The sequence below is a fragment of the Mycoavidus cysteinexigens genome, assembly GCF_003966915.1.
GTDB classification, from domain to species: Bacteria; Pseudomonadota; Gammaproteobacteria; order Burkholderiales; family Burkholderiaceae; genus Mycoavidus; species Mycoavidus cysteinexigens.
Genome location: NZ_AP018150.1, coordinates 24,788 through 50,628 on the forward strand (window position 1 = coordinate 24,788; position 25,841 = coordinate 50,628).

At 49.1% G+C, this 25,841-nt stretch carries 22 protein-coding genes and 2 pseudogenes; 17 read left to right on the forward strand and 7 right to left on the reverse strand.

Annotated elements, in window-relative coordinates; all coding sequences use genetic code 11:
• Positions 1–9 precede the first annotated feature (9 nt).
• Positions 10–900: a ParB/RepB/Spo0J family partition protein gene (locus MCB1EB_RS00080; RefSeq protein WP_045363963.1), complete on the forward strand. Its 891-nt coding sequence runs from the start codon at positions 10–12 to the stop codon at positions 898–900.
• Here MCB1EB_RS00080 and MCB1EB_RS00085 read toward each other — a convergent pair.
• From MCB1EB_RS00085 to MCB1EB_RS00100, 3 genes and pseudogenes are all read right to left on the reverse strand, one after another.
• A pseudogene (locus MCB1EB_RS00085) lies at positions 897–1,094 on the reverse strand (HepT-like ribonuclease domain-containing protein); the annotation flags it as partial. The gene MCB1EB_RS00080 and the pseudogene MCB1EB_RS00085 sit on opposite strands and share 4 nt — an antisense overlap.
• Before the next feature lie 361 nt (positions 1,095–1,455).
• Positions 1,456–2,424 carry an ExeA family protein gene (locus tag MCB1EB_RS00095; protein ID WP_045363957.1) on the reverse strand — a complete coding sequence of 323 codons (969 nt, stop codon included), beginning with the start codon at positions 2,422–2,424 and terminating at the stop codon, positions 1,456–1,458.
• Positions 2,414–3,010, reverse strand: a complete 597-nt coding sequence (locus tag MCB1EB_RS00100; protein ID WP_045363954.1) for a hypothetical protein — start codon at positions 3,008–3,010, stop codon at positions 2,414–2,416. The genes MCB1EB_RS00095 and MCB1EB_RS00100 overlap by 11 nt, the downstream gene beginning before the upstream one ends.
• A 192-nt stretch (positions 3,011–3,202) precedes the next feature.
• Here MCB1EB_RS00100 and MCB1EB_RS00105 point away from each other — a divergent pair.
• Both MCB1EB_RS00105 and MCB1EB_RS00110 read left to right on the forward strand, forming a co-directional pair.
• Positions 3,203–4,569, forward strand: a protein-coding gene (locus MCB1EB_RS00105; RefSeq protein WP_438819611.1) for an IS3 family transposase whose coding sequence is annotated in 2 segments (ribosomal slippage) — positions 3,203–3,674 and positions 3,674–4,569 — 1,368 coding nt in all. Because the reading frame shifts where the segments join, the coding sequence is not laid out codon by codon here.
• Positions 4,570–4,642: 73 nt separating this feature from the next.
• Positions 4,643–5,793: pseudogene (locus MCB1EB_RS00110) on the forward strand (IS3 family transposase); the annotation flags it as partial.
• A 175-nt stretch (positions 5,794–5,968) separates the two neighbouring features.
• Here the strand turns inward: MCB1EB_RS00110 and MCB1EB_RS00115 are convergent.
• On the reverse strand, positions 5,969–6,223 hold the full coding sequence (locus MCB1EB_RS00115) for a recombinase family protein (RefSeq protein ID WP_045366109.1): 255 nt from the start codon (positions 6,221–6,223) through the stop codon (positions 5,969–5,971).
• Positions 6,224–6,526: 303 nt separating this feature from the next.
• Between MCB1EB_RS00115 and MCB1EB_RS00120 the strand changes: the two genes are divergently transcribed.
• A complete protein-coding gene (locus MCB1EB_RS00120; RefSeq protein WP_126353802.1) occupies positions 6,527–12,043 on the forward strand; it encodes a HEAT repeat domain-containing protein in 5,517 nt (1,838 codons plus the stop codon).
• Positions 12,044–13,009: 966 nt separating this feature from the next.
• Here the strand turns inward: MCB1EB_RS00120 and MCB1EB_RS00125 are convergent.
• Positions 13,010–13,456, reverse strand: a complete 447-nt coding sequence (locus MCB1EB_RS00125; protein WP_052393894.1) for a plasmid pRiA4b ORF-3 family protein — start codon at positions 13,454–13,456, stop codon at positions 13,010–13,012.
• Positions 13,457–13,626: 170 nt separating this feature from the next.
• On the opposite strand from MCB1EB_RS00125, the gene MCB1EB_RS00130 reads away from it, so the two are divergent.
• Entirely contained in the window at positions 13,627–13,878 is a 252-nt protein-coding gene (locus MCB1EB_RS00130) for a transposase (protein WP_126353803.1), read from the forward strand.
• 25 nt (positions 13,879–13,903) lie between these two features.
• Here the strand turns inward: MCB1EB_RS00130 and MCB1EB_RS00135 are convergent, their stop codons facing one another.
• Both MCB1EB_RS00135 and MCB1EB_RS00140 read right to left on the reverse strand, forming a co-directional pair.
• On the reverse strand, positions 13,904–14,530 hold the full coding sequence (locus tag MCB1EB_RS00135) for a hypothetical protein (RefSeq protein ID WP_045363908.1): 627 nt from the start codon (positions 14,528–14,530) through the stop codon (positions 13,904–13,906).
• A 72-nt stretch (positions 14,531–14,602) separates the two neighbouring features.
• Positions 14,603–15,244 (reverse strand): leucine-rich repeat domain-containing protein, encoded by a 642-nt coding sequence (locus MCB1EB_RS00140; protein WP_052393891.1) that lies wholly within the window; start codon positions 15,242–15,244, stop codon positions 14,603–14,605.
• A 105-nt stretch (positions 15,245–15,349) separates the two neighbouring features.
• Here MCB1EB_RS00140 and MCB1EB_RS00145 point away from each other — a divergent pair, with 105 nt between their 5' ends.
• The 12 genes from MCB1EB_RS00145 to hemE all read left to right on the forward strand — a co-directional run bounded on the left by MCB1EB_RS00145 (position 15,350) and on the right by hemE (position 25,642).
• Positions 15,350–15,559: a hypothetical protein gene (locus tag MCB1EB_RS00145; protein WP_045363905.1), complete on the forward strand. Its 210-nt coding sequence runs from the start codon at positions 15,350–15,352 to the stop codon at positions 15,557–15,559.
• Positions 15,560–15,644: 85 nt separating this feature from the next.
• The gene (locus tag MCB1EB_RS00150; RefSeq protein ID WP_045363902.1) at positions 15,645–15,995 is read left to right on the forward strand and encodes an ATP synthase subunit I; all 351 of its coding nucleotides are present in this window, start codon (positions 15,645–15,647) and stop codon (positions 15,993–15,995) included.
• 69 nt (positions 15,996–16,064) lie between these two features.
• Positions 16,065–16,916 (forward strand): F0F1 ATP synthase subunit A, encoded by an 852-nt coding sequence (gene atpB / locus MCB1EB_RS00155; RefSeq protein ID WP_026921728.1) that lies wholly within the window; start codon positions 16,065–16,067, stop codon positions 16,914–16,916.
• Positions 16,917–16,949: 33 nt separating this feature from the next.
• Positions 16,950–17,222 (forward strand): F0F1 ATP synthase subunit C, encoded by a 273-nt coding sequence (gene atpE / locus MCB1EB_RS00160; protein ID WP_026921729.1) that lies wholly within the window; start codon positions 16,950–16,952, stop codon positions 17,220–17,222.
• A 33-nt stretch (positions 17,223–17,255) separates the two neighbouring features.
• Positions 17,256–17,726 (forward strand): F0F1 ATP synthase subunit B, encoded by a 471-nt coding sequence (locus tag MCB1EB_RS00165; protein WP_045363899.1) that lies wholly within the window; start codon positions 17,256–17,258, stop codon positions 17,724–17,726.
• Positions 17,727–17,728: 2 nt separating this feature from the next.
• Positions 17,729–18,271: a F0F1 ATP synthase subunit delta gene (locus MCB1EB_RS00170; protein ID WP_045363896.1), complete on the forward strand. Its 543-nt coding sequence runs from the start codon at positions 17,729–17,731 to the stop codon at positions 18,269–18,271.
• A 39-nt stretch (positions 18,272–18,310) separates the two neighbouring features.
• Positions 18,311–19,849 carry a F0F1 ATP synthase subunit alpha gene (atpA, locus tag MCB1EB_RS00175; protein WP_026921732.1) on the forward strand — a complete coding sequence of 513 codons (1,539 nt, stop codon included), beginning with the start codon at positions 18,311–18,313 and terminating at the stop codon, positions 19,847–19,849.
• An 82-nt stretch (positions 19,850–19,931) separates the two neighbouring features.
• On the forward strand, positions 19,932–20,840 hold the full coding sequence (atpG, locus tag MCB1EB_RS00180) for a F0F1 ATP synthase subunit gamma (RefSeq protein WP_045363893.1): 909 nt from the start codon (positions 19,932–19,934) through the stop codon (positions 20,838–20,840).
• A gap of 82 nt (positions 20,841–20,922) precedes the next feature.
• Positions 20,923–22,314 (forward strand): F0F1 ATP synthase subunit beta, encoded by a 1,392-nt coding sequence (gene atpD / locus MCB1EB_RS00185; RefSeq protein WP_045363890.1) that lies wholly within the window; start codon positions 20,923–20,925, stop codon positions 22,312–22,314.
• Between the two features lie 24 nt (positions 22,315–22,338).
• Entirely contained in the window at positions 22,339–22,758 is a 420-nt protein-coding gene (locus tag MCB1EB_RS00190; protein ID WP_045363887.1) for a F0F1 ATP synthase subunit epsilon, read from the forward strand.
• Positions 22,759–22,892: 134 nt separating this feature from the next.
• Positions 22,893–24,290, forward strand: a complete 1,398-nt coding sequence (fumC, locus tag MCB1EB_RS00195; RefSeq protein ID WP_045363884.1) for a class II fumarate hydratase — start codon at positions 22,893–22,895, stop codon at positions 24,288–24,290.
• 257 nt (positions 24,291–24,547) lie between these two features.
• Positions 24,548–25,642: a uroporphyrinogen decarboxylase gene (gene hemE, locus MCB1EB_RS00200; protein ID WP_045363881.1), complete on the forward strand. Its 1,095-nt coding sequence runs from the start codon at positions 24,548–24,550 to the stop codon at positions 25,640–25,642.
• The last annotated feature ends 199 nt before the right edge of the window (positions 25,643–25,841 follow it).

The following is a 25,841-nucleotide window of genomic DNA, read 5'->3' on the forward strand; positions in this document are numbered from 1 at the left end:
GAGAGCAAAATGAAAGCAGTTAATAGAAAAAAGGGTCTGGGGCGTGGGCTTGACAGTTTGCTCGGCGCGGACGTTGGTATGCTTGAGGCTACACTTGTAGAAGGTAAGCCAACCACATTACGACTTGCGCAATTGCAGCCAGGTAAATACCAGCCACGCACGAGAATGGATGAAAGTGCGTTGCAAGAACTGGCTGCTAGCATTCGCGCCCAGGGTTTAATCCAGCCACTTTTAGTGCGCCCGCTTGCACAGAGCGAGAGCTATGAAATTATCGCTGGTGAACGTCGCTTTCGCGCGGCAAGCTTAGCGGGGTTGGACGAAGTACCGGTTTTGGTTAGAGAAGTTTCTGACCAAGCGGCAGCGGCAATGGCGCTGATTGAAAATATTCAGCGTGAAGATTTAAATCCACTTGAAGAAGCTCAAGGAATTCAACGCCTATTAAATGAATTTGATTTTACGCACGAACAAGCGGCGCAAGCCGTGGGTCGTTCGCGTAGCGCGGTATCGAATTTACTGCGCTTACTGAATCTAGCGCAACCCGTGCAAGTGATGCTGGTAGCGGGAGATCTAGATATGGGCCATGCACGAGCATTATTGGCAGTGGATGCGGCCTCGCAGATCACGTTAGCTCATCAGATCGTTAACCGTCGACTGTCGGTGCGTGAGGCTGAAAAATTGGTGACGGCTTCGCTTAAATCAATGACCTTAGCGGCGCCTAAACGTATGCCTCAAAAAGGGCAAGATCTGCTACGGCTTGAAGAAGAATTATCCGATGCGTTAGCGGCAACGGTTAAAATCAAGTTAAAGCGCAAAGGCCAAGGTCAGCTAACCATTGACTTTGGTGGCCTTGATGCGCTTGAAGGGATTATTGAACGTTTACGTGTTCACCTGGAAAGTTAGAGAATTACAGAAATTCCCGCAGCAAGGGCTTTTTTAGCGGCGCATGCCCTCTTAAAGTGACGGCTTTGGCACCTTGTGCCATGTAGTCCGGGAAGTTCATTCTGGACGGTTTTCCAGACAATCTCTATGTCCACTTTGAAATACCCATGCACGACCGCGTTGCGCATCTGATAGGCAAACGCCAAAGGTAATTCGGGGTGAGCCGCTAATCATTGCTTATCACAACTCATACAGGGATTGCTTCCAATAGGACTTCGGCCCGGGATTTTTCTGGCAGCGCCTTGGGTGTAAGTACGTCTACAGGTATCCTTAGTTGTAAGCGCTCGCGTTTGAAACTAGTCATGCTCGCAATCAGCGCATTTTCTGGCTCAGATTAAGTGAAAATGAAAAGCTGTTCATGCTCAAGTTAACTGAAAATGAGCTTGCATTTATCATGATCGGCTTGCATTCTATCACTGCGTGCTCACACTAAGTGCAAATGAAATCCTTTCAGGCACCCTGCGTCAGCATGTTCATGATTAAGCGGATCATCGTCTTCTTTTGCGCTGGACTCATTTATATAGGTAATCCGGCTGCAAGCATCCGGTCCCGTAGCTCTGCCGTTCGGGTCGGATCAAGCTGATTATTGAATAGCGCTCTGATTTCTGCTGGTTTGGCATCGAACTGCTCGACCATATCCTTCAGGCGATATCCGTGGCGCGTTAATGTCGGTTCCAGGTCATCGAGCTGCCGCGATAGTACTGATTCCACCAGTGCTGCTGTGACGGGTTTTTCACCGGTCTGATAGCCGGCCTCCAATGCAAGGGTTAGGTGCAATTGTACTTGCAGCGGCGTACGTAGCTTGGCGGCCAATATGTCGATTGCCTCTACCGTCAGAGTATCTTCTGGATCCAATTTCGCAGTACTGGCACTCAGCAACCACTGAATGTATTCGCGCTGACTGCCAGTGAGGCCGTCTAGCGTGAAAATATCGGTACGGTAGCCGATTTCTTCCATGGTCGGTCGGCGCAGGTCATTGCGTAGCTTTGGGTGACCAGCAAGGATCACGGACAGTTTGCCGCCACCATCTTCCACCACTTCCATCAGCCGTTTCAAACCAATCAGAGTGTGCCCGGTCAGGTCATGCGCTTCATCGACAAAGAGTGCCACTGGTCGCTTTCTCTTTTTTACCAGTTCCTGTAACTCGCGCTCGCGCCGTTCTCCTTGTTTTGGTATCTGCACCAGTTTGTCTTGCGCCAGGTCGTAAAAAAGCGCGGTGATCAGGGTAGCGAGTTTGACGCTGTGCTTGTCGACGGACAGAGATTTGGAGACGATGATTTTGTTCTCATCCTTAAGGGTCTGCTGCAAACGCCGCATTGTGACGGTCTTGCCGCTACCAACGACGCCACATACCGCAATCAATCGGCCGTCATGAATAGCGCCCTTGATATCCTTGAGCAACTGTTGATGATGCTCGGTTTCATAGTAGCCAGCCTGATCCAGTGGCTGAGTTAGTCCATAATATTGCATGACTTCAACCCGCATGATCCTCTCCTGATTTTTTGTTTCGGAAATAGTCTCTAATTCGCGAGAGGACCACGCTACGCATCAGTGTCTCTGCGAGCACCTGGTCGATGAAAAAGCGATCGTCGGCAGACATTTTGGCCAGCGGAATCGCCAATTCGTTGGCAATCGCCAGTTTTGCTGCAATGACGGTAGAGAATCGATATTCGTACGTATCGGTATCAAATGGCTGGTGAGGCAACGACATTGCAACTACTGACGGTGTGAATTGCACATCGTTTCCAGCCAACGCACTAATCGGCAAGCCGAGCTGGGACGCGAGTACTCGGATGCGATCGGCACGTTCATCGGCTTTGCCACGCTTGAATGCGCGGTACCGGTGCAGCGGGATTGGGCCTGATACCGGGCGATAAGGCCCCAATTTTTTGCCGTCGAATTCCACATACATTTCATCATCGAACAAACCCCATAGCAAAACGACGGTTTCACCTGCCATGTCCGGCTCCAATTCATAGGAGGTTCCGCCAATAACAATGCGTGCATCAACGCCAACCTTGCGACGTTCCGGTTCACGTGCAAAGCGGCAGAATTGCTCCCAGGTGCACATGTCACGCAATCCATCCGAAGGAAGGTTGGATAACCAATCTGCCAGGCGAGAATGTTTCTCGGAACGAAGTTCCTAATCGTTGTAGCGCAACAAGTAGCGCATCAGCCACTCATTGGCCTGCGCTGGAGTTGACTCATTTTTGAACTGACCCCAGAAAGTTGGAAACCGATCTAAACTTTTTTGGGTTTTTTCATGGATAAATACAGCGATCAACTTAAGCTAAAAGTCGTGAAGGCTTATCTGGCAGGTAAGGCTGGAGCCATTGCTCTGGGGAAGCGGTATGATGTTGAGCCTTCGCTATTGCGTAGATGGGCAGCAGCTTACCAAATACACGGTCTGTCAGGCCTCAAAAGGAAATACAGACGATACGGTGCGGATTTCAAGCTTACAGCCCTCCAGCACATGTGGGATAACCATCTATCGTATCGCGAAACGGCAGCGTACTTTGATATTCGTAAGACAAGTGCTCTAGGGGAGTGGGAGCGCCTGTATCATATCGGAGGTATAGAAGCCCTATCTCCTGGCAAAAGAGGAAAATCTAAGAAAATGCGAGGCACCTCAAGTATTGCAATCAAATCTGGAAATGACGAGACGCGCACTCGAGAGCAGTTGCTCGAAGAATTAAATTATTTACGCATGGAGAATGCATATCTAAAAAAGCTAGAAGCCTTGATTCAAGCGAGCAAAAAATCAGCACAAAGCAAAAAACACAAATAGTGCTTGAATTAAGGCAACAGTATCCGATAATGGGCTTGCTTAAAGTGGCCGGTTTGGCGCGTAGTACCTTTTACTACCAACTGAATGGATTGCAAAAAATCGATAAATACGCAACGCTCAAAGCGAAGATTAAAACTATTTTTACCTATCACAAGGGGCGATATGGCTATCGTCGAATTACAAGCGTTCTTCGGCAGGAAAGCTTTCTCGTTAACCATAAGACAGTTCAGCGTTTGATGGGACAATTACAGTTAAAATCGCTTGTGCGGCCCAAAAAATATCGGTCCTACAAAGGCTCGATAGAAGGCATTGCACCCAATTTCTTGCAACAGCAATTTAGTGCCCAGCGACCTAACCAGAAGTGGGTGACGGATGTCACTGAATTCCATGTCTATGGCCAGAAATTATACCTTTCTCCAATTATGGATTTATATAATGGAGAAATCATCTCCTATCAAATCGCCCCACGTCCTACGTTGGCGATGGTTAGCACTATGTTAAGTAAAGCGTTTACCTGCCTTGGGCCTGATGACAAGCTAATCATGCACTCAGATCAAGGTTGGCAATATCAAATGGCAGCCTATCGTGAGGAACTTGCGCAAAAAGGCATTACACAAAGTATGTCACGTAAAGGCAACTGCCTCGATAACGCGGCCATGGAGAGCTTCTTCGCTACAATAAAATCTGAGTTCTTTTATCTGAATAAATTTTGTAATATTGACGAATTACAAGTAGGTTTAAGTGATTACATTCATTACTATAACCATGAGCGTATTAAACTCAGATTGGATGGGCTGAGCCCTGTTCAATATCGACTACGGTCACAGCCTTTTTATTCTTAACTAACTTACCGTCCAACTTTCTGGGGTCAGTTCATTTCACGGACACTTTTAAACTACGTAAAAGGAGTCTGTAATGCGTAAAAGCAAAGCGCCGTATCCATTGGCCTTTCGTCAACAAATCATAGAGCTTGTGCAAGCAGGCAAGAGCGCTAAAGAGTTATCCAAAGAGTTCGGATGCTGCACTAAAACTATTCTGAGTTGGGTAGCCCAAGCCTCAATAGCTCAAGCCCCTAAATCATCGAGCAAGGCGGGCCTAAGTAGGGCAGAGGGAGAAGAGCTCAGTCGCTTACGCCGTCAAGTACGGCAACTCCAAATGGAGCGCGATATCTTGGCAAAGGCTACGGCCTGGTTTGCCGCCAAAGGCGAGAAGATATACCCCCCATCTTCGAGCTCATGATGGCGAATCAGGCCGACTTCCCCGTGCAGGTACTGTGCCGAGTGTTAAAAGTTTCGCGCAGTGGGTATTACGCTTGGAGTAAGCGTAAACTGAGTGCTCGTCAACAAGAGAATACGCAGTTGATAGAAGAGATTCGCACCCTTCATGCAGAGTCAGATGTGACCTATGGAATGCCCCGTATTCGAGCTGAGCTGATGGAGCAAGGCTGGGCCGTTAGCCGTCGCCGAGTAGCACGGCTGATGCGCCTTCAGGGTCTACGTGGCGTGTGCCGTCGTCGCTATCAAGTGACCACTCGGCGTGACTTACGGCAGCCGCCCGCACCTGATCTGGTGAAGCGTCAATTTGTTGCTGATGAGCCGAATCAGCTATGGGTAGCGGATGCCACGTTTGTGCCGACTAGAGCTGGTTTTATCTATCTGGCTATTGTCCTAGATGTGTGGAGTCGACGTGTTGTGGGCTGGGCGATTGGTGAGTCTCTTGTTACAGAACTGATGCTCGATGCTTTGAATATGGCAATTGAACAACGTCAGCCTGAGAATGTGATTCATCATAGCGACCAAGGCTGTCAATACACCAGTTTTGCCTTTGGCAATCGCTGCAAGGCAGCGGGCGTGAAACTGTCTATGGGCAGTGTTGGTGATGCTTACGACAACGCGATGGCGGAAAGTTTTTTTGCCAGTCTTGAGTGCGAATTGCTTGATCGGCGTAGCTTTAAAAGCAAGTCTGAGGCTCGCTTAGCTGTATTTACGTGGATTGAGGCTTGGTATAACCCTAAACGTAGGCATTCCTCTCTCGATTATGTTTCACCGATTCATTTTGAAAGGAAACATTTGCAAAAAAACGACATTCAGCCTGATGATTCTCTATACGAGTTAGAGGGTCTGAAGCTGGGCACAATAGATTCTATTTTGCCTAGGCTTCATGCTGAATTACACAATAATTTCACGTCCATTCCCAATTGATTAAGGGAAACCATTTACTGTCCGCGGGAGGGGGGCAACTTCACTTCTTCAGTATATACACGATGTCCTGAAGATCCTTGATGCTGCGCGCAAGGCGGTCAATCCGCGTAACGACTAGAGTATCGCCGTGCCTCAGGAAATCTAGCAATACTTGGAGTTCTGTCCGCCCTGATCGACTGGTTCCGCTCACTTTCTCGGCTCGCACTACCTCACAGCCGGCAGCACGTAGCGCTTGCTCCTGTAGCGTGAGGTCTTGATCGTTACTGGAAACACGTGCATATCCGTAGAGCACCATAGTCCAGAATTCGTCTCGTTAGCCTTTAGAGGCTTAAACAATATCATGCCGGAAATTGCAAAACAACCCTATTGAGACACAAAAAACGTCTCGTTGGCATGACGCATTGGAACGATCAACCGGACATTGCTTCCCTCTTTTGAGCACTTAAGTTGCGTGCTCAACCGGTGACAGAACTAGCACAGTAGAGATATACTCGCCGTCCGTGCCGGAACAACTGATCAAGGAGCGCGCGTATCATTCGATACCCATCATGCTCTTACCGCACTTGATCCTAGCAAAAAATAACAAAGGGGAAGTGATATGTTGGGCAGCATCTTTTCGTCATCACGCAGCGCGCTCTCTGCAGAGCAAATGCTTGGCCTTGCCAACGCTTATTTAAACAACGCTCGACAAACCCAGGATAGCTATCTCGCTGCAATCTTCTTTGACGATGCGGAAATCTCGTTGTCCCAAGCAAAGCAAGCCTTCAAAAAGGCGTCTTCCCCTGAGACACTGGCCGATCAAACACTGCGCAATAAAATTGGTGCGACTTACTTTGAGCGCGGCCAAATGTTAGACCAGTTAGGGCAGCCCGATAGGGCGCAGGCAAGCTATAAAAAAGCGCAAAAGTGGGGCCATCCTGGCCTAGCCCCTCGGTCAAGCACTCTCTCGGCCGGTGCAACGCTGCCCCCGGCTGCGCTGACAAACCGGCCTCTCATCGCCGCGCAGACCAGCGAGACCTTGCATGCTCTTGCGCCACTCTCCACCGTCAACCCCTCCTCTGCCATCTCCGCCGATACCCCATCCACATTGGCTGAACCTGTCCAGAACGCAGCATTCTCGTCACGCATACTCGAAAGCATTCAGGAAAAGAATGACTTGGTTAACCAGTTGTTTACGGAAACGCTGAAGACGTTTCAGAGTTTGAATTTATCGAGCGTATGGCCCAGTGTCTTTTTAGTGTACGCCCATGACAACCCGCATTACGGCATGGCGGATGCAGGTACGGCGAAATTTCTGATTGATCACCTGGTCAAGCTAGGCATCAATCTCTATTCCGATCAACGGCCAAAGGGGTTGCAAGCGCCAACTGCGTTAAGCACCCGAGCAGACGCGGCCAGGGTAGACGATATTCTCACCAGTCAGCTCTGTTTGTTGCCTACACCCATCGGCGCGATCAAACCGGTCGATAAAGTAATTGTGTGTGGTTCGCAGGTCTTAGGGCACTATCTGCAATGGGGAGAAGCGGGAAAACACTATCAAGCCTATTGTACAGACCTGAAAAAAGCCTACGGGCTGACTCAACAAGACCCCGCACAGGCTGAAGCCGAAATACGGCAGGTCGTCAATACATATTCCCAGAAAGCGGACTTTCATCATGTTTTGACGGAAATGGCTTTTTTAAAAATCCGCACGGACTATTTGGATCAGCACGGCATCATTCCTGTCTCATTATGTGCCAATGGGTATGAACTCTGCGTTCAGGATTTTGTCAAAGCAACTACGGTTCGCATTGAAGATATGCCGCGCTTTGCCTCACAGCAGGCGAGCGGTCAGGCCGTGTACCAGCAGCAGGGGCGTCATCTAGTTTTCTTTAAGTTGTTGGAGCGGCTGCTGGCGCAAAATGGTGCAGAAGCGCTGCTACGCACATTTTGGACAGCCTATGCCGACTTGATTAAGCGCTTAAACAGCGAAGCATCGGCGCCTAAGGCTGCGGAATATGTACGCGTATGGGGGCAGATATCCCAGAGTGTCCAGGACACGCTGCAAGCGCTGCGAACGCAAGTAGATGCGCACGCACTGCAAACGGCCTTAACCCGCTATGCTTCTCTTGACCGTCTAGCGATTCAGCGGCTATCTGGTCCACCGCTCTCGATGAAAGACTGTTATATCAATCTGGCGATCGTGGAACACAACAAAGCGCGCAGGGAAGAGGAGAAGCCTAAAGAGGGCGAAGCGGCAGGGCAAAATCACTTTCATCGCTTGCCGAGTTTCGAGGCAATCGATTCCAATCAACAGAAATTAGTGCCACTCGAGAAGCTGTTTGATCCTCGAGAATTAAGCGATGGAAAGACCGCGATCCCACAACGGATTCTGATTCGAGGTCGGGCTGGCGTAGGCAAAACGACCTTATCCAAAAAGATCGTTTACGAGTACACGCAGAAAGCACAATGGCGGGATCGCTTTGACTGGCTGTTCTGGATTCCGCTGCGCACGCTAAAGGGCAAATCAAGCTGTGATCTATTCACCTTGTTTCATGAAACCTATTTTCAGAGCCACCCCAACGGTCAGGCTTTAGCGAAGGCACTCGAAACACACATCAGCGGGCCCGCTAAAGATAAAACCCTCTTTGTGCTCGATGGCTGGGATGAGATCGCCCAGGAATGGGGAGAGCACGAACCTATGTCTGAGTTTCTTAAGCAGTTGCTCAATCAGCCTGCTGTGCTGATTACCTCTCGGCCTTATGTGGATTTGAAACAGGCCCAAACGATGGATTTGGAGTTGGAGACGGTGGGTTTTAGCCCGGAAAACGTCACCGCCTATCTCGACAATCGGGACGTAATGACAACTTCGGACGCTAAGGAGATCAAGCACTTCATCCAGACCAATACCTTCATCCAAGGACTGGTCAATGTGCCCATCCAGTTAGACGCGCTCTGTTACAGTTGGGATGAAATCAAGCGCATGCAAAAAGAGACGCCAGGCGCGATGACCGTTACCGCTTTATATCAAGCCATGATGAATAAATTATGGCGCAAGGATATGCTGCGTTTGGGTAAACGGGAAGGGGGGGAGCTGTTAACCGCGAGCCACATTAACGCGCTAAGCCCATCCCGTATCGATAGATTAGTGAAAGCCGAGCACAATTTTCTGAGTACCTTAGCTTTTCAGGGATTGCAGCGTAATCAAATTGAATTTAATCAGCGAGACCTGCATGCGCTCATTGAGCAGCTTGAGGCACAAGGGATGAAGCTCCCCTTTACGTTGGAAGCTAACCTCAAAAAACTCTCGTTCCTGCATACCGATGATGCAGAGGAGAACCAACATAGCTACCACTTCATGCATTTGACGTTTCAGGAGTTCTTTGCGGCCAAACATTTTGTTCAGCATTGGGAAGCGGGTCGGGAGATCACCCTGCTGTCTATCGACACCAAGAAATGGACGAAAGCGACACCCGAAGCATTTGTTCGTCAATACAAATACAACCCACGCTATGAGATTCTGTGGTGGTTTGTTGCAGGCCTGTTACGCGGAGAAGCCCTGAATCGGTTCTTTATTTTGCTCGAAGCGGAACCGCGTGATTTGCTTGGTGCGCATCATCAGCGCCTCATCATGAGCTGCCTGCATGAAGCGTCCAGTGCGCCAGGCGTTGGGCTGCCGCCCAAAATTCGAGAGCAGCTGGGGCAAAGTTTGGCGCAATGGCTGCAATTGGAAATCGACAATAGAAAAGAATCCACACTAGCGTATCAGCCTACGTTTCCCGAGCATTTATTGCTCCAGTGCCTTCAGAAGGCGACATCAGCGCAAACAAAACAAGCGGTTGCAACAGCATTCAATTATCGATCTTCTTTATCGGAGTCGGCCCTGCTGGCCTTGATCGCGCTAGCGAAGGACGAGAATAAGGACGTGAGGAGCCGCGCTGCTGATGCGTTAGGGAAGCCGTCTTCGTTACCGGAGTCGGCCCTGCTGGCCTTGATCGCGCTGCTGAAGGACGAGGACAGGGGCGTGAGGCGCCGCGCTGCTGATGCGTTAGGGAAGCCGTCTTCGTTACCGGAGTCGGCCCTGCTGGCCTTGATCGCGCTGACGAAGGACAGGGACGAGGACGTGAGGCGCCGCGCTGCTGATGCGTTAGGGAAGCCGTCTTCGTTACCGGAGTCGGCCCTGCTGGCCTTGATCGCGCTGACGAAGGATGAGAACGGGTGCGTGAAGCGCAGTGCTGCTGATGCGTTAGGGAAGCAGTCTTCGTTACCAGAGTCGGCCCTGCTGGCCTTGATCTCGCTGCTGAAGGACCGGGACTGGAACGGGGGCTTGTTCGAGAGCTTGTTCGGAAGCGTGTGGAGCCGTGCTGCTGATGCGTTAGGGAAGCAGTCTTCATTACCGGAGTCGGCCCTGCTGGCCTTGATCACGCTGATGAAGGATGAGAACAAGGACGTGAGGCGCAGCGCTGCTGATGCGTTAGGGAAGCAGTCTTCGTTACCGGAGTCGGCCCTGCTGGCCTTGATCACGCTGATGAAGGACGAGAAAGAGGACGTGAGGCGCAGCGCTGCTGACGCGTTAGGGAAGCAGTCTTCGTTACCGGAGTCGGCCCTGCTGGCCTTGATCGCGCTGACGAAGGATGAGAGCAAGGACGTGAGGAGCAGCGCTGCTGATGCGTTAGGGAAGCAGTCTTCGTTACCGGAGTCGGCCCTGCTGGCCTTGATCGCGCTGACGAAGGATGAGAGCAAGGACGTGAGGAGCAACGCTGCTGATGCGTTAGGGAAGCAGTCTTCGTTACCGGAGTCGGCCCTGCTGGCCTTGATCGCGCTGACGAAGGATGAGAACGGGTACGTGAGGAGCCGCGCTGCTGATGCGTTAGGGAAGCCGCCTTCGTTACCGGAGTCGGCCCTGCTGGCCTTGATCGCGCTGACGAAGGATGAGAACGGGTACGTGAGGAGCCGCGCTGCTGATGCGTTAGGGAAGCAGTCTTCGTTACCGGAGTCGGCCCTGCTGGCCTTGATCGCGCTGACGAAGGACAAGGACAGGTACGTGAGGCGCAACGCTGCTGATGCGTTAGGGAAGCAGTCTTCGTTACCGGAGTCGGCCCTGCTGGCCTTGATCACGCTGATGAAGGACGAGAAAGAGGACGTGAGGAGCCGCGCTGCTGATGCGTTAGGGAAGCAGTTTTCGTTACCGGAGTCGGCCCTGCTGGCCTTGATCGCGCTGACGAAGGATGAGAACAAGGACGTGAGGAGCCGCGCTGCTGATGCGTTAGGGAAGCCGTCTTCGTTACCGGAGTCGGCCCTGCTGGCCTTGACCGCGCTGACGAAGGATGAGAACGGGTACGTGAGGCGCAGCGCTGCTGATGCGTTAGGGAAGCCGTCTTCGTTACCGGAGTCGGCCCTGCTGGCCTTGATCGCGCTGCTGAAGGACCGGGACCGGAACGGGGGCTTGCTCGAGAGCTTGTTCGGAAGCGTGTGGAGCCGTGCTGCTGATGCGTTAGGGAAGCAGTCTTCGTTACCGGAGTCGGCCCTGCTGGCCTTGATCGCGCTGACGAAGGATGAGAGCAAGGACGTGAGGAGCCGCGCTGCTGATGCGTTAGGGAAGCAGTCTTCGTTACCGGAGTCGGCTCTGCTGGCCTTGATCGCGCTGACGAAGGATGAGAGCAAGGACGTGAGACTCCGCGCTGCTGATGCGTTAGGGAAGCAATCTTCGTTACCGGAGTCGGCCCTGCTGGCCTTGATCGCGCTGACGAAGGACAGGGACGAGGAAGTGAGGAGCAGCGCTGCTGATGCGTTAGGCAAACACCGCTCGACGTGCTATCATTTATTGCCAACGCTTAATAGGCAGAAGATAGAATTTATCTATAAAGAATACTTACTTGAACAACGCTTTGATCAGAGTGCACCTTTCTATGTACAGGACGGCACCCTATATTTTCATACCGCTCAAGGACTGCAGACGGTTCCTTTTGGGAATCCAGAGCAGGAAACTGAATTTAGGCAAGCGCTTCAACACGCCCAGCAAGCCGCGGGTATTCCTTTCGCTACTTACCTAAGCACGAGAAACCAAGTCGAGCAGCCGGACGCACAAAATGAGGAGGAGGCAATGGTTGTTCCTTCTATCAGTCAAAGGCAATAGGGGCTTTCTAAGACGGATCGAGGCATACAGACAGAGGGTTTTCCGACCGTTGCATCAGTCAACCGATCATCTTCTCCTCGTCTGTCCGCCAGAAAAAAGATTTTAGGGTTAGTTCAGGGTTTCGCATAATAGCGGATGTGCTCGCTTGCTCTGCCTATCGTGTCGTAAAATTTCAGTTTTGCGACACGATGGCAACGGTCGACAAATTCACCTGCACAAAGCTCTCAAAAATAGGCGAAAAACAGTGTCGTAATCAGCCACTATACGGAAATTCAATTTTAATGGTGACCTGTTTATTATGAATGCTAGGTTAGCATTGCTGTGATCGAAATGGCGGCTGGTGACACAACTGCTTGTTCTAGGCCCATTTGGATTTGCCTCGGATCATGCGTCATGATCTGATTGTATCGTATAGGTACGCTCTAATAGGACGTGCCAACGAGACGTTTTTTGTGTCTCAATAGGGTCCTGTTTTAGCTTTTCGGCACGACATTGTTTAGCCTCTAAAGGCTAATGAAACAGTTTCTATGGATTATGGCGCTCTACGGTTATGCACGTATTTGCGCTACAGAAGCAAGCGCCAGGCACCGTTGGCTGTGAGATAACAGAGTGTTTGGAGGAATTTAGTTTGCAATTAATCTGAGCACGTGGCGATAGAATGCAAGCCGATCTTGATAAATGCAAGCTCATTTGCAGTTAACTTGAGCATGAACAGCTTTTCATTTTCACTTAATTTGAGCCAGAAAATGCACTGATTGCGAGCATGGCTGGTTTCAAATGCGAGCCGTTACAGCTAGGGATGGCTTTATGGCATTTTTTGTTCGGTTAATATCAAATATTCCTGAGCAACACAATTCAATTTAAGAATAGCATCGCGCCAATAAAAAAAGTAACAACAAAATTCATAGATTATTACAAAAGAATTTGGATTGCCGGCTTAAATTTTGGAACCCATGACAGGTATCTTCATTTCTGTAGATGTTTGAGATTTCGATTGATCTTATAAAGATCAAACTGCTCTGGATCAAATTCAACTTCGAGCCATTCGATTAATTCGGATTGTTCTTCGCACAGAGGTCCAGCTAAGGTTTCCGGCATTTCCTCATGGCCCCTGACACCACCGCAATCTTCTGGCGGGCTTGCCCTTTCGCCAGCCACGCAATAGGGCGGTTTTATCCCAGCTTCGGAGGTGACGGCTTTCTCTATCTTGATTTCGTGCTCCCAACTATCGCCAAAATCATATTGATAGATAAAGCGCGAACAAGGAGCGGTAATTTGATTTAGACGCACGCGCTTTCCATTTATGGGGCCATCGTCCCAATCGTCGAACATTCCAGCATTGCCATAACGTTCATGGTTGATGGCGAATGCATGTAAGTGCGAGTCAGTCCATCCCGTAGCGATTTGAATCATGCCATGCAGTTTTATACGGCTAAAACCCTTGTCTCACTATGAATTGGCAAACGATCTCTCATCCTCAATTCAAGCTGGCCATACAGATTCGCATTTTAATGAAAAATTTTTTGAAGAGGTAGCTTGATACAAAAATTTGAGTTCTGCCAAAGAATCACTTACAAAATTCCATGGCTGTGGTTTTTCTTCCTGCTCTAGGGAGTCTGCGCTTGATTTTTCTGCCTACCTATTCTCCTGAACTTAATCCTCAGGAGCATATCTGGAATGAATTGTGCGAAAAATACTTCTACAATCGCGCTTTTGATAGCCTGGATACTCTTGAAAATCATTTGTCTAACGCTCTCAGCCAGCTTGAACTTGATCACGAGCGCTTCGGAGTATTGCTGGATTTTTACACAAGGGGGCAGCCCACAGTTATATAGAAAAAATAAGTGCATCTAAATATTTTTATTGCATAATACCATTTTCATATCCAACCAATCCAGCCTGATAAGAAGCTCCAATAGTTCCTTTTCTCGCCACCCTGAATGAATTTAATGGTGTTTTTCTAGCATTATCCAAACCAGTTGTGTTAGAAATCCCCCTTTTTTCTTCTTCTACCTCTTTTACTTTTCCGATTATAGATTTTGCAATGCTTGGTATATTATTTTCATCCAACATTGTGTACTCTTGCTGAAAATCTGCTTCGTCGAATAATCTTTTCTCATTGTTGAGATAAGGGTTTGCAGTATTTCCTATGATTATAACAAAGCCTCCATATATTAATAAATTATGATTCCATCTATTTATTACGCTAAAACCGAAAGGAGAAATAGCTAAAATTACATCTATAATTTCATTTTTTATTTCGTGTACATATTGCGTAAATTGTGCTTTATCACGTTCAACCCCATTAAAACATCTAATAAAATTCATATCAGTCATCATTTTATCTTTTTCTTGGTCTTCTTTATTTACGAGATACAGAGGATCGTAATTTATTACGTAGTCAAATATATTTCGACCATTAATTTTTAAATCGTCTGGCACTAACGGTAAATACCCACACCCCATATTTAATAACACACTAGCCATTGTTTAGACCTCTGCATAAATATAAAAAGTCAGGTTTAATGTAAATTTTATTTGCACTAACTGCTGTATATTTCATAAATTAGGAACCGTACGTTCTCCGTCCGGCCATATCATTTCTTCTAAGTTAAGACAAATTATTGTTTCTGGTAACTCTGTTTCTAAAATTTGTGTTTTAGAAATGTTAAGTTTTTTCAAATTAATAAGATTTCCTATGCTATTTGGTAATGTTTTTATATTGGTTTTTGACAAGTTTAAAACTTGTAAATTAGACATATTTCCCAAGCCTTCTGGAATTATCGTTATAGGCGTGTCTGCTAAATTTAGCCATTCAAGGTTTTTCAGGCCAGATAAAAAACTTGGAAAGCTGTCAATTAATGTGTTCGATAAATTTAGATTTTTTAATTCTGACAGTGCTTCTAGTTCTGGAGGCAGGCTGGTAATTTTGAGGCCAGAAAGATCCAACGACACTGCCTGATTCTCATAGGCAGCCCGTATCCTTTGTACCGCTTCTTTTCTAGCTCCCATTTCATATTGTTCTGCTTGATCTATCCAAACGTTTAGTAAGGAGTTATTTTGGCTAAAGTTCAGGCCTTTTTGGGAAATCTTTATATCAGTGGTGCTTACATCTACGGGCTGAGCTCCAACCTGGCTGCTCAAAGCGAGATACATGCCAATCAGTGCGCACCAACCTAACCATTTCTGCCGCTTTTTCATTGCCTCATCCTCTAAGAATTACCTTTACTAATAAAACTCTGAATAATTTCATAGCAAGGAATACATAAATAGGGACTCCCATGGGCGCAACGCCACGAAAAGACTATGCTGGTGTTAAATATAGAAAAAGAAAAAGCGTTAGGCAATAATTTTTATTTTTTTATAAGTCGAAAGGGAGAGTGTTTCATTCCGGGGCTGACGGCCGGACTTGTGGAAGCGATTCTTAACTTCAATAATACGAGCGCCGTGGTAGCCCGACACAAAAACTTGAGCTCCACCGAAGAATCGCTTACAATTGCCGGCGCTGTTTGTTGAATAAGCGCACAGTCTTGCTTAGCTGCCAGCCTCGTAAAAGTGGCAACAGATGAGTATCCTCTTGTTCTTCCGCTTAGTGGTTTAAATGAAGCGCTCAATGCGGATCACTCCATTCAAAGTTGTGCAGGCGCAAATAGCGTTGTCCGTTGTGATGGCAATGTTATGTGGCGCGTTTGCCAGTAAGCCAAGTAATGCCGCGTTATCTGCTTTAACCGGTGGCGCAATAGGTTGGATACCCTCAGCTTTGTTTGCATTGCGCTTAAGCGCGCAAGTGTCGGTGGCAAGCTGGGTGGTAGGCGAGGTAATGAAGATTGGCCTGACCATCGCGATGTTTGTCGCGGCCGCGGTTTTTTTTCCCGCTCTAAATTGGCTGGCTTTACTGGGAACTTATATTGTCGTGCTCAAAGTATATTGGGCCGCGCTGATTCTGCGGTAAAGGTAACCCAATTGCGGATAATCGCACAGAGAATTTTGTTGAATTGAGTTAAAAACGTAAATTTGAGATATGACGGCCGATACAGCAAATCAGGCCCTAAACCCTTCTGGGTATATTGGGCACCATCTGCAGAATTTTTCGAATAAGCCACAAACTTCAATTGTGGACTTCTCCGTATGGAATCTGGATACCTTATTTTGGTCGATTCTCATGGGTTTGGCTGCAATTGGCGTGCTTTATTTTGCCGCACGGCGCTCCACTAGCGGAGTGCCTTCTCGCTTCCAGTGCGCGATTGAGCTTCTCGTTGAGATGGTTGAAAGCCAATCGAAATCAATGATTCACGGTAGTCGCCGCTTTATTGCGCCACTTGCCTTAACTGTGTTTCTTTGGGTTGTATTCATGAATGCGTTGGATTTGCTGCCGGTCGATTTGCCTGCGCAAATCATTAGTTGGCTTGGTCTAGCTAGCGTCATTCCTAATCACCGAATTGTGCCGACGGCTGATCTCAATGCAACCTTAGGGATGGCCCTTGGGGTACTACTTTTAGTGCTGTATTACAGCGTTAAAGTGAAGGGTTTCGGGGGCTTTGCGCGCGAATTAATATCGGCGCCTTTCGGTAAGCACCCTGCACTATGGCCGTTTAATTTGCTACTGAATATTATTGAATATCTGGCTAAGACCGTCTCGTTGGGGATGCGGCTGTTTGGTAATATGTATGCAGGAGAGCTGTTATTCCTGCTGATTGCATTGCTTGGCGGTTTATGGAGTTTTGGTTTGGATGCCTCCATTCTGGGCTTTGTCGGCCACGTGATAGCGGGAAGTTTGTGGGCCATATTCCATATCTTAGTTGTATTGTTGCAAGCATTTATTTTTATGATGCTGACGCTGGTGTATCTGGGTCAAGCACACGATGGTCATTAATTTTCATTTTAAATTTTAAATAAAGGAGTTGTCATGCAAGCTTTTATCGCCAATATCCAAGGACTTACTGCGATAGGGATCGGCATTATTATTGGCCTAGGGGCAATTGGTGCATGTATTGGTATTGCGCTGATGGGTGGTAAATATATTGAGGCTTGCGCGCGCCAGCCTGAATTGATGAACCCACTGCAAACGAAAATGTTTTTGCTGGCAGGTTTGATTGATGCGGCCTTTTTGATTGGCGTTGGGGTTGCAATGTTGTTTGCTTTTGCGAATCCGTTGCTGGCTCCGCTAGCAGCAAGCTAAAAATCCCGTGTATTTTGATAATAAAGGCACATCGTGAATATTAACGCAACCCTCGTTGCGCAAGCGGTGGTGTTTTTGATCCTCGCGTGGGTTACGATGAAATTCGTGTGGCCTCCGTTGATCAATGCACTGGATGAGCGCACGCAAAAAATCGCCGATGGTTTGGCGGCAGCGGAAAAAGGCAAGGCTGAGTTAGCCATTGTGAATAAACAAGTTGAGCAGACCCTTGCGCAAGCGCGTGAGCAAGGTCAACAACGTGTTGCTGACGCTGAAAAGCGGGCCCAGGTAAGCGCTGAGGAAATCAAGCAGAATGCGCACAATGAAGCCGCGCGGATTATTGCGCAAGCGCTGTCACAAGCTGACCAGCAATTAATCGCGGCGCGTGAAACCTTGCGCAATGAGGTGGCTAATCTTGCCGTCAAGGGCGCTGAGCAAATTCTGCGGCGCGAAATTGATAGTAAAGCGCATGCTGCATTATTGCAGCAGCTTAAAGCCGAGCTTTAATTATGGCGGAACTTGCTACCCTCGCTCGGCCTTATGCTGAGGCGCTTTTTCAGGTCGCGCAAGGCAGTGACCTTGCCGCCTGGTCTGGTCGGTTGCAGCAGTTGGCGCAGATGGCTAGTTTGCCTGAAGTGCGTGCATTAGCGGCTAATCCTAAGATAGAGCACGAGCAAATCTACGAATTGCTGCTGTCAGGGTTGGCGCTGCCTGCTGACGAATCGGCTGAGCAGATTAAAAATTTTGTGCGCATCATTACTGGCGCCCACCGGCTGCAAGTTTTAAATGAAATCGCAGCACAATTTGAGGCGCTAAAAAACGCCAGCGAAGGCGCCGCAGATGCGCTGATTGCCAGTGCTTTTGCGCTTGAAGGCGAAGCTTTGTCCTCCCTTATTTTAGCGCTAGAGCGTAAATTTGGCTGTAAGCTCAAGCCGCATGTGACAGTAGATCCGGCTTTGATTGGTGGCATTTGTGTCACGGTTGGCGATAAAGTGCACGATACTTCGGTGCGCACACGGCTAGCGCAGATGCGTTCAGTGCTCACAGCATAGCAGATGGTTTTTCCAGAATTGAATGATTAGGAGCAAAATATGCAGCTTAACCCTGCGGAAGTGAGTGAACTTATTAAGACTCGGATTCAAGGTCTTACCGCTGACACGGAGCTTCGCAATCAAGGAACCGTATTATCTGTAACTGACGGGATCTGTCGCGTTCATGGGCTTTCCGACGTGATGCAAGGTGAAATGCTTGAATTCCCTGGGCAGACTTTTGGTCTTGCGCTCAACCTTGAGCGTGACTCAGTCGGTGCGGTTATCTTGGGCGAGTACACGCATATTTCTGAAGGCGATACCGTAAAGTGTACGGGCCGCGTTTTGGAAGTGCCGGTTGGGCCAGAGCTGATTGGCCGCGTAGTGGATGCGTTGGGTCAGCCAATCGATGGTAAAGGCCCGATTAACGCCAAAGAAACCGATGCAATTGAGAAAATTGCGCCAGGCGTGATTTGGCGTAAATCTGTTTCAGAACCCGTGCAAACCGGGCTGAAATCCATTGATGCGATGGTGCCGATTGGCCGTGGCCAGCGTGAATTGATTATTGGTGATCGCCAAACAGGTAAAACTGCAGTCGCAATCGACACCATTATTAATCAAAAAGGCAAAGATCTAGTTTGTATTTACGTTGCAATTGGGCAAAAAGCAGCGTCGGTGATGAACGTGGTGCGCAAGCTTGAAGAGCATGGCGCGCTTGAATACACGATTGTTGTCACTGCGTCAGCGTCAGATTCGGCGGCGATGCAATATATCGCCCCCTATGCAGGTTGCACGATGGGAGAGTATTTCCGTGACCGTGGCCAAGATGCATTAATTATTTACGATGATTTAACTAAACAAGCCTGGGCCTACCGTCAAATTTCGTTGCTATTGCGCCGGCCGCCTGGTCGTGAAGCATATCCTGGCGACGTATTTTATCTACACTCGCGTTTGCTTGAGCGGGCGGCAAGGGTCAGCGAAGCCTACGTTGAGAAATTTACTGAAGGCAAAGTAAAAGGTAAAAGTGGTTCACTTACGGCGCTACCGGTGATTGAAACCCAGGCGGGTGACGTAACCGCCTTTGTGCCAACCAATGTTATCTCGATTACGGATGGTCAGATCTTTTTGGAGACGGACCTCTTTAATGCTGGGATTCGGCCGGCGATTAATGCTGGGGTTTCGGTCTCGCGTGTCGGCGGTGCTGCACAAACTAAGATCATCAAAAAATTGTCAGGCGGGATTCGCACGGATCTGGCTCAATATCGTGAGTTGGCTGCTTTTGCGCAATTTGCGTCGGATTTAGATGAAGCTACGCGCAAACAGCTTGAGCGGGGCCGGCGTGTGACGGAGCTGCTTAAACAGCCGCAATATAATCCCTTACAAGTATGGGAGCTGGCGGTTGCACTCTTTGCTGCAAATAATGGCTACCTTGACGAGGTTGAAATCAACGCAGTCGCTAGCTTTGAAAAAAACTTGCGCGAACACCTCAAAACCAGCCATGCTGATTTGGTGCAGCGCATTGAGCAGAAAAAAGAGCTCTCGGCAAGTGATGAAACGGCGCTACATGCAGTGCTTAAAGATTTTAAACGGTCAATTGCTTGAGGTCTCTGATGCGCAAAATGCGGAGCATAGAAGGCCGGATGCACGAAAGGGCTGGTCTTCGAGGCAAAATCAGGAGTAATGAATGGCAGGCATGAAAGAAATTCGCGGCCAGATCAAAAGTGTCCAAAACACGAGTAAGATCACCAAAGCGATGGAAATGGTGGCGGCTTCAAAGATGCGTCGGGCGCAAGAGCGTATGCGCACGGCTCGTCCTTATGCCGAGAAAGTACGAGAGATCGCGGCTCATATGAGTCAGGCGAGCCTCGAATACAAGCACCCGTTCATTACGCAAAATCAAGCTGCTAAGCAAGCTGGTATCATTCTAGTGACAACCGATAAAGGGTTGTGCGGTGGTATGAATACAAACATTTTGCGTGCCGCGATGGCGAAGTTTAAAACACTTGAAGCGCAAGGTTTGCGGATCGAAGCAACGGCAATTGGTGGCAAGGGCTTTAGTTTTTTGGGCCGCATGGGCGTCAAAATAGCTTCGCATGTCGTGCAATTGGGCGACACTCCACATCTGGAAAAATTAATTGGGGCGGTTAAAGTACAGCTTGACGCTTATGCGCAAGGTAAGCTCAGTGCAGTATACCTAGCCTACACTCGTTTCGTTAATACAATGAAACAAGAACCGGTGATCGAGCAGTTATTGCCGTTAGCCGCTGAACGGTTTAACCCGCGCAGTGAGCATAATGTGGCGTCGCCTACGGCGCCGCAGACGAGTCAGTCTCATGCATGGGATTACCTTTACGAACCAGATGCGCAAGCCGTGGTCGATGAATTGCTGCTGCGTTATGTCGAGACGCTGGTTTATCAGGCCGTAGCGGAAAATATGGCGTCTGAACAGTCGGCGCGCATGGTTGCGATGAAGGCTGCTTCGGATAATGCCAAGACGGTGATTAACGACTTGCAGTTGGTTTATAACAAAAGCCGCCAAGCCGCCATCACGAAGGAATTATCCGAAATTGTGAGTGGCGCGGCAGCAGTTTAATGGCCTTTCGATGGCCCAAAACATGATCTGATGGGCATAGCAACCCATTTTAAAATCTTTAAAGATAGCTAAAGGAAAATTGATGAGTACCACGATGGCAGAAGGCAAAATCGTACAGTGCATCGGTGCGGTGATTGATGTCGAATTTCCGCGCGCGCAGATGCCGAAAATTTATGATGCACTGATGCTAGATGGATCCGAACTCGTCCTTGAGGTGCAGCAACAGCTTGGCGACGGCGTAGTGCGCACGATCTGCCTAGGCTCATCTGAAGGTTTGCAGCGCGGTCTGACAGTCAAAAATACCGGTAACTCGATTCAAGTGCCGGTTGGCAAACCAACGTTGGGCCGCATTATGGACGTGTTAGGTCGGCCGATCGATGAAGCGGGTCCTATTGAGAGCGAGCATCAGCGTTCGATCCATCAAAAAGCGCCTAAGTTTGACGAGCTCTCGCCATCCACTGAATTGCTTGAAACCGGCATTAAAGTGATCGATTTAATCTGTCCCTTTGCCAAGGGCGGTAAGGTCGGACTATTTGGCGGTGCTGGGGTTGGCAAGACGGTTAATATGATGGAGCTGATTAACAATATTGCGAAAGCGCACGGTGGTTATTCTGTCTTTGCCGGGGTTGGCGAGCGCACGCGTGAAGGTAATGATTTTTACCATGAGATGAAGGACTCCAATGTGCTCGACAAGGTTGCCCTAGTTTACGGCCAGATGAATGAGCCGCCAGGCAATCGTTTGCGTGTAGCTTTAACGGGTTTGACCATGGCTGAGCACTTTCGGGATGAAGGTCGTGATGTATTGTTCTTCGTTGACAATATTTACCGCTTCACGTTAGCGGGTACTGAGGTCTCGGCTTTGCTCGGTCGGATGCCATCCGCCGTGGGTTACCAGCCAACGCTGGCCGAAGAAATGGGCCGTCTACAGGAGCGCATTACCTCGACTAAGACCGGCTCGATTACTTCGGTGCAGGCCGTGTACGTGCCAGCCGATGACTTAACGGATCCTTCGCCTGCTACGACTTTTGGTCACCTTGATGCAACCGTTGTATTATCCCGCGACATCGCCTCATTGGGGATTTATCCGGCGGTTGATCCGCTTGATTCGACATCGCGTCAAATTGATCCAAACGTGATTGGCGAAGAGCATTACACGATCACCCGTCGCGTGCAGGTTATCTTGCAGCGTTATAAAGAGCTGCGCGACATTATCGCAATTCTTGGCATGGATGAGCTCGCGCCAGAAGATAAGTTAGCTGTTTCCCGCGCGCGTAAAATGCAGCGCTTCTTATCGCAACCGTTCCATGTGGCGGAAGTCTTTACCGGCGCGCCAGGCAAATATGTACCGCTTGCCGAAACGATTCGTGGCTTCAAGATGATTGCCGATGGCGAATGTGATCATTTGCCGGAGCAAGCATTCTATATGGTCGGCACGATTGACGAAGCGTTTGAAAAAGCGAAGACAATCCAATAAAGCGGACTTCACGCAGGAATTTATATGGCAACCATCAAAGTAGACGTCGTCAGCGCCGAGGAGCAGATCTTCTCGGGGCAGGCGCAATTTGTTGCGCTTCCGGGTGAAGAGGGTGAGTTAGGTATTTTGCCTGGCCATGTACCATTACTGACCCGAATCCGTCCCGGTGCAGTGCGAATTGAGCTGGAAGGTGGCGCTGAAGAGTTTATCTTTGTCGCTGGCGGCATACTAGAAGTCCAACCCGGCGTGGTGACAGTTTTAGCTGATACCGCAATTCGCGGCCAAGACCTTGATCAAGCAAAAGCTGAGCAAGCACGCCGCGAGGCTGAAGAGGCCCTACAAAATACGGGTTCAAACGTTGAATATGCGACAGCACAAGCAGAGCTTGCTTATGCGGCAGCTCAGTTGGCGGCGATTCAGCGCTTACGTCGGAATCGAAGTTAACTGGCGCCCCCTCTTATAATTGGCTTAATGAGTGCTGCTGTCACCTGCAATAAACTCTTTTGAATCAGTTTGCAGTCTTTTGAGTCGGTATATAATGTTCGGCTTGTTCTTCTTAGCCGTCCAGACTTCCGCACATGAAAGAAAAAACTCGCATTGAACGTGATACATTTGGTGACATTGCTGTGCCTGCAGCCCACTTATGGGGCGCGCAGACGCAACGCTCACGACACAATTTCAAAATCTCAAATGAAAAGCAAGCGCCTGAATTAATCCGCGCGCTGGCTCAGGTTAAGCGCGCAGCCGCCACCGTGAATCATGCGCTTGAGATACTCCCTGCCGATAAAACCAATGTGATTGTTCAGGCTGCTGACGAAATCGTCGCTGGCCTGCACCCTGATGAATTTCCGTTGGTCGTCTGGCAAACCGGTTCAGGTACGCAGACGAATATGAACCTGAATGAGGTGATTGCGAACCGTGCGAGTGAGTTGCTGGGTGGTGAGCGCGGAGAAGCGCGTAAAATTCACCCGAACGATGATGTTAATCGTGGGCAATCCTCCAATGATGTTTTCCCAACGGCAATGCATATTGCTGCGGCTGATGGCATTGCGAATACATTATTGCCTGCCTTAAAAACGCTGCGCGATACGCTGGCGGCAAAAGCGCAGGCTTTTACGGACATCGTTAAAATTGGGCGGACCCATTTACAAGATGCGACGCCCCTTACGCTGGGTCAAGAATTTTCGGGTTATGTGGCGCAACTTGAGCAGGGAATGCGCCATCTAGAAGCTGCTTTGCCACATTTGTATGAACTGGCTTTAGGTGGTACTGCGGTGGGGACGGGGCTAAATGCGCATCCGGCTTTTGCCGATAAAGTCGCGGCCGAAATTAGCGCGCTGACAGGACTCCCGTTTATTAGCGCGCCGAATAAATTTGAAGTTATGGCGGCGGCTGATGCTCTGGTGCATGCGCATGGCGCTCTTAAAACCGTGGCGGCTGGCTTGATGAAAATCGCCAATGATATTCGTTGGCTGGCAAGTGGACCACGTTGTGGTTTAGGCGAATTATTGATCCCAGAAAATGAGCCGGGCAGTTCAATCATGCCAGGCAAAGTCAACCCGACCCAGTCTGAAGCCGTTACGATGTTGTGCTGTCAAGTATTTGGTAATGACGTAGCGGTCAATTTCGGTGGTGCAAGCGGCAATTTTGAATTGAATGTTTTTCGCCCCATGATTGCGCATAATGTGCTGCAATCGATCCGCTTGCTGGCGGATGGCGCACGCAGCTTTAACGATCATTGCGCAATCGGCATTGAGCCGAACCGCGAGCGGATTGAATCGTTGCTAAACGAATCTCTGATGCTGGTTACGGCGTTAAATCCGCATATCGGCTATGACAAAGCGGCGCAAATCGCAAAAAAAGCGCATCGCGAAGGAACCACTTTAAAAAGCGCTGCGCTGGCTTTGGGTTATGTGAGCGAAGCGGAGTTTAATGCCTGGGTGCAACCACGGAAAATGGTGGGCGACACGCATTAACGAGAATAAAAAAAGCGGGCCTAAAAGGCCCGCTGAAGCCACACGCTACGGGGTTAGCGTGAGGAGACCAACACTAAGAGTCGTTTGTTAAAACGGCCTCCGCAAAGATGCCCTCGCTAGAGGGTAAAGCTTGGCGTCAAGCCGACCAGTGAGGGGTATGCCGAGTATGTCCGCTCTCACCTTGTCAGTTGCTATCCATCTGTGCTGAAACCGTTAATGGCATTGTGGTGGATGTGCGCGGTTTTAGGAGTAATAAAATGTTGCAGTCTGTATCAAACGATACATTCTTACGGGCGCTTAAACGTGAGCCCACCGACTATACGCCGGTTTGGTTAATGCGCCAGGCGGGTCGGTATTTGCCTGAGTACAACCAAACCCGTGCTCGCGCGGGCAGTTTTCTGGGGCTGGCGAAAAATCCTGATTACGCGACTGAAGTGACCTTGCAGCCGCTTGAGCGTTATCCTTTGGATGCGGCCATTCTTTTTTCGGACATTCTGACCATACCCGATGCGATGGGGCTTGGCCTAAGTTTTGAAGCGGGTGAAGGACCGCGTTTTGCTCATCCGTTACGGACTGAAGCGGATATTATGCGTTTAGCGGTGCCGGCGATAGATTCGACTTTATCTTATGTGACCGATGCGGTGACTCAGATCCGGCGCGCTTTAACCAATGCCAATGGCGTGCAACGCGTACCATTAATCGGTTTTTCTGGTAGTCCTTGGACACTTGCCTGTTATATGGTTGAAGGCGGCGGCTCGGATAATTTTAGCCGGGTTAAAACGATGCTCTATCAACACCCGGCTTGGCTGCATCGCATCCTTGAGATTAATGCGCAGGCTGTGGCAGCTTATCTTAATGCGCAAATCGAGGCTGGCGCGCAAGCGGTGATGATCTTCGATACTTGGGGTGGGGCCTTAGCAGAAGGGAAATTTCAGAGGTTTTCTCTAGCCTATACTCAAGCTGTGATTCAGCAGCTCAAGCGTGAACATAATGGCGAGCAAATACCCGTGATTGTGTTTACTAAAGGTGGCGGTCAATGGCTAGAAGAAATTGCAGCGATTGGCGCACAGGCGGTTGGCCTTGATTGGACGGTGGATCTCGCCCGTGCCCGCGAGCGTGTAGCCGGTCGAGTGGCTTTGCAAGGTAACCTTGATCCAACGGTATTGTTTGCACCGCCAGCGACGATTCGTGCCGAAGTGCGTTCAATCTTAGATAGTTATGGCAATCAACCTGGGCATATCTTCAATCTTGGGCACGGCATTTTGCCTTTAACGCCTCCTGAGCATGTGGCTGAAATGGTCGATGAGGTTCATTCTTATAGCCGTTCATTGCGACTTGCAGCCAAAGCTTAATCGGGTTTTCGAGTGAGTGCTCATTCAGCTTTTAGATAGATTCTATAAGGGATCGGCCGATTGGCTAGGCATCGGACTTATACACAATTAATGCAGCTCTTGCAAGGGGCACATTAATTTTTTAATAAATTGCAAAAGTCTCCTGTTGATATTATCTAAGTGGTTGATTAATAAGGGTTTGTGAAAATTGCTTTAAAAC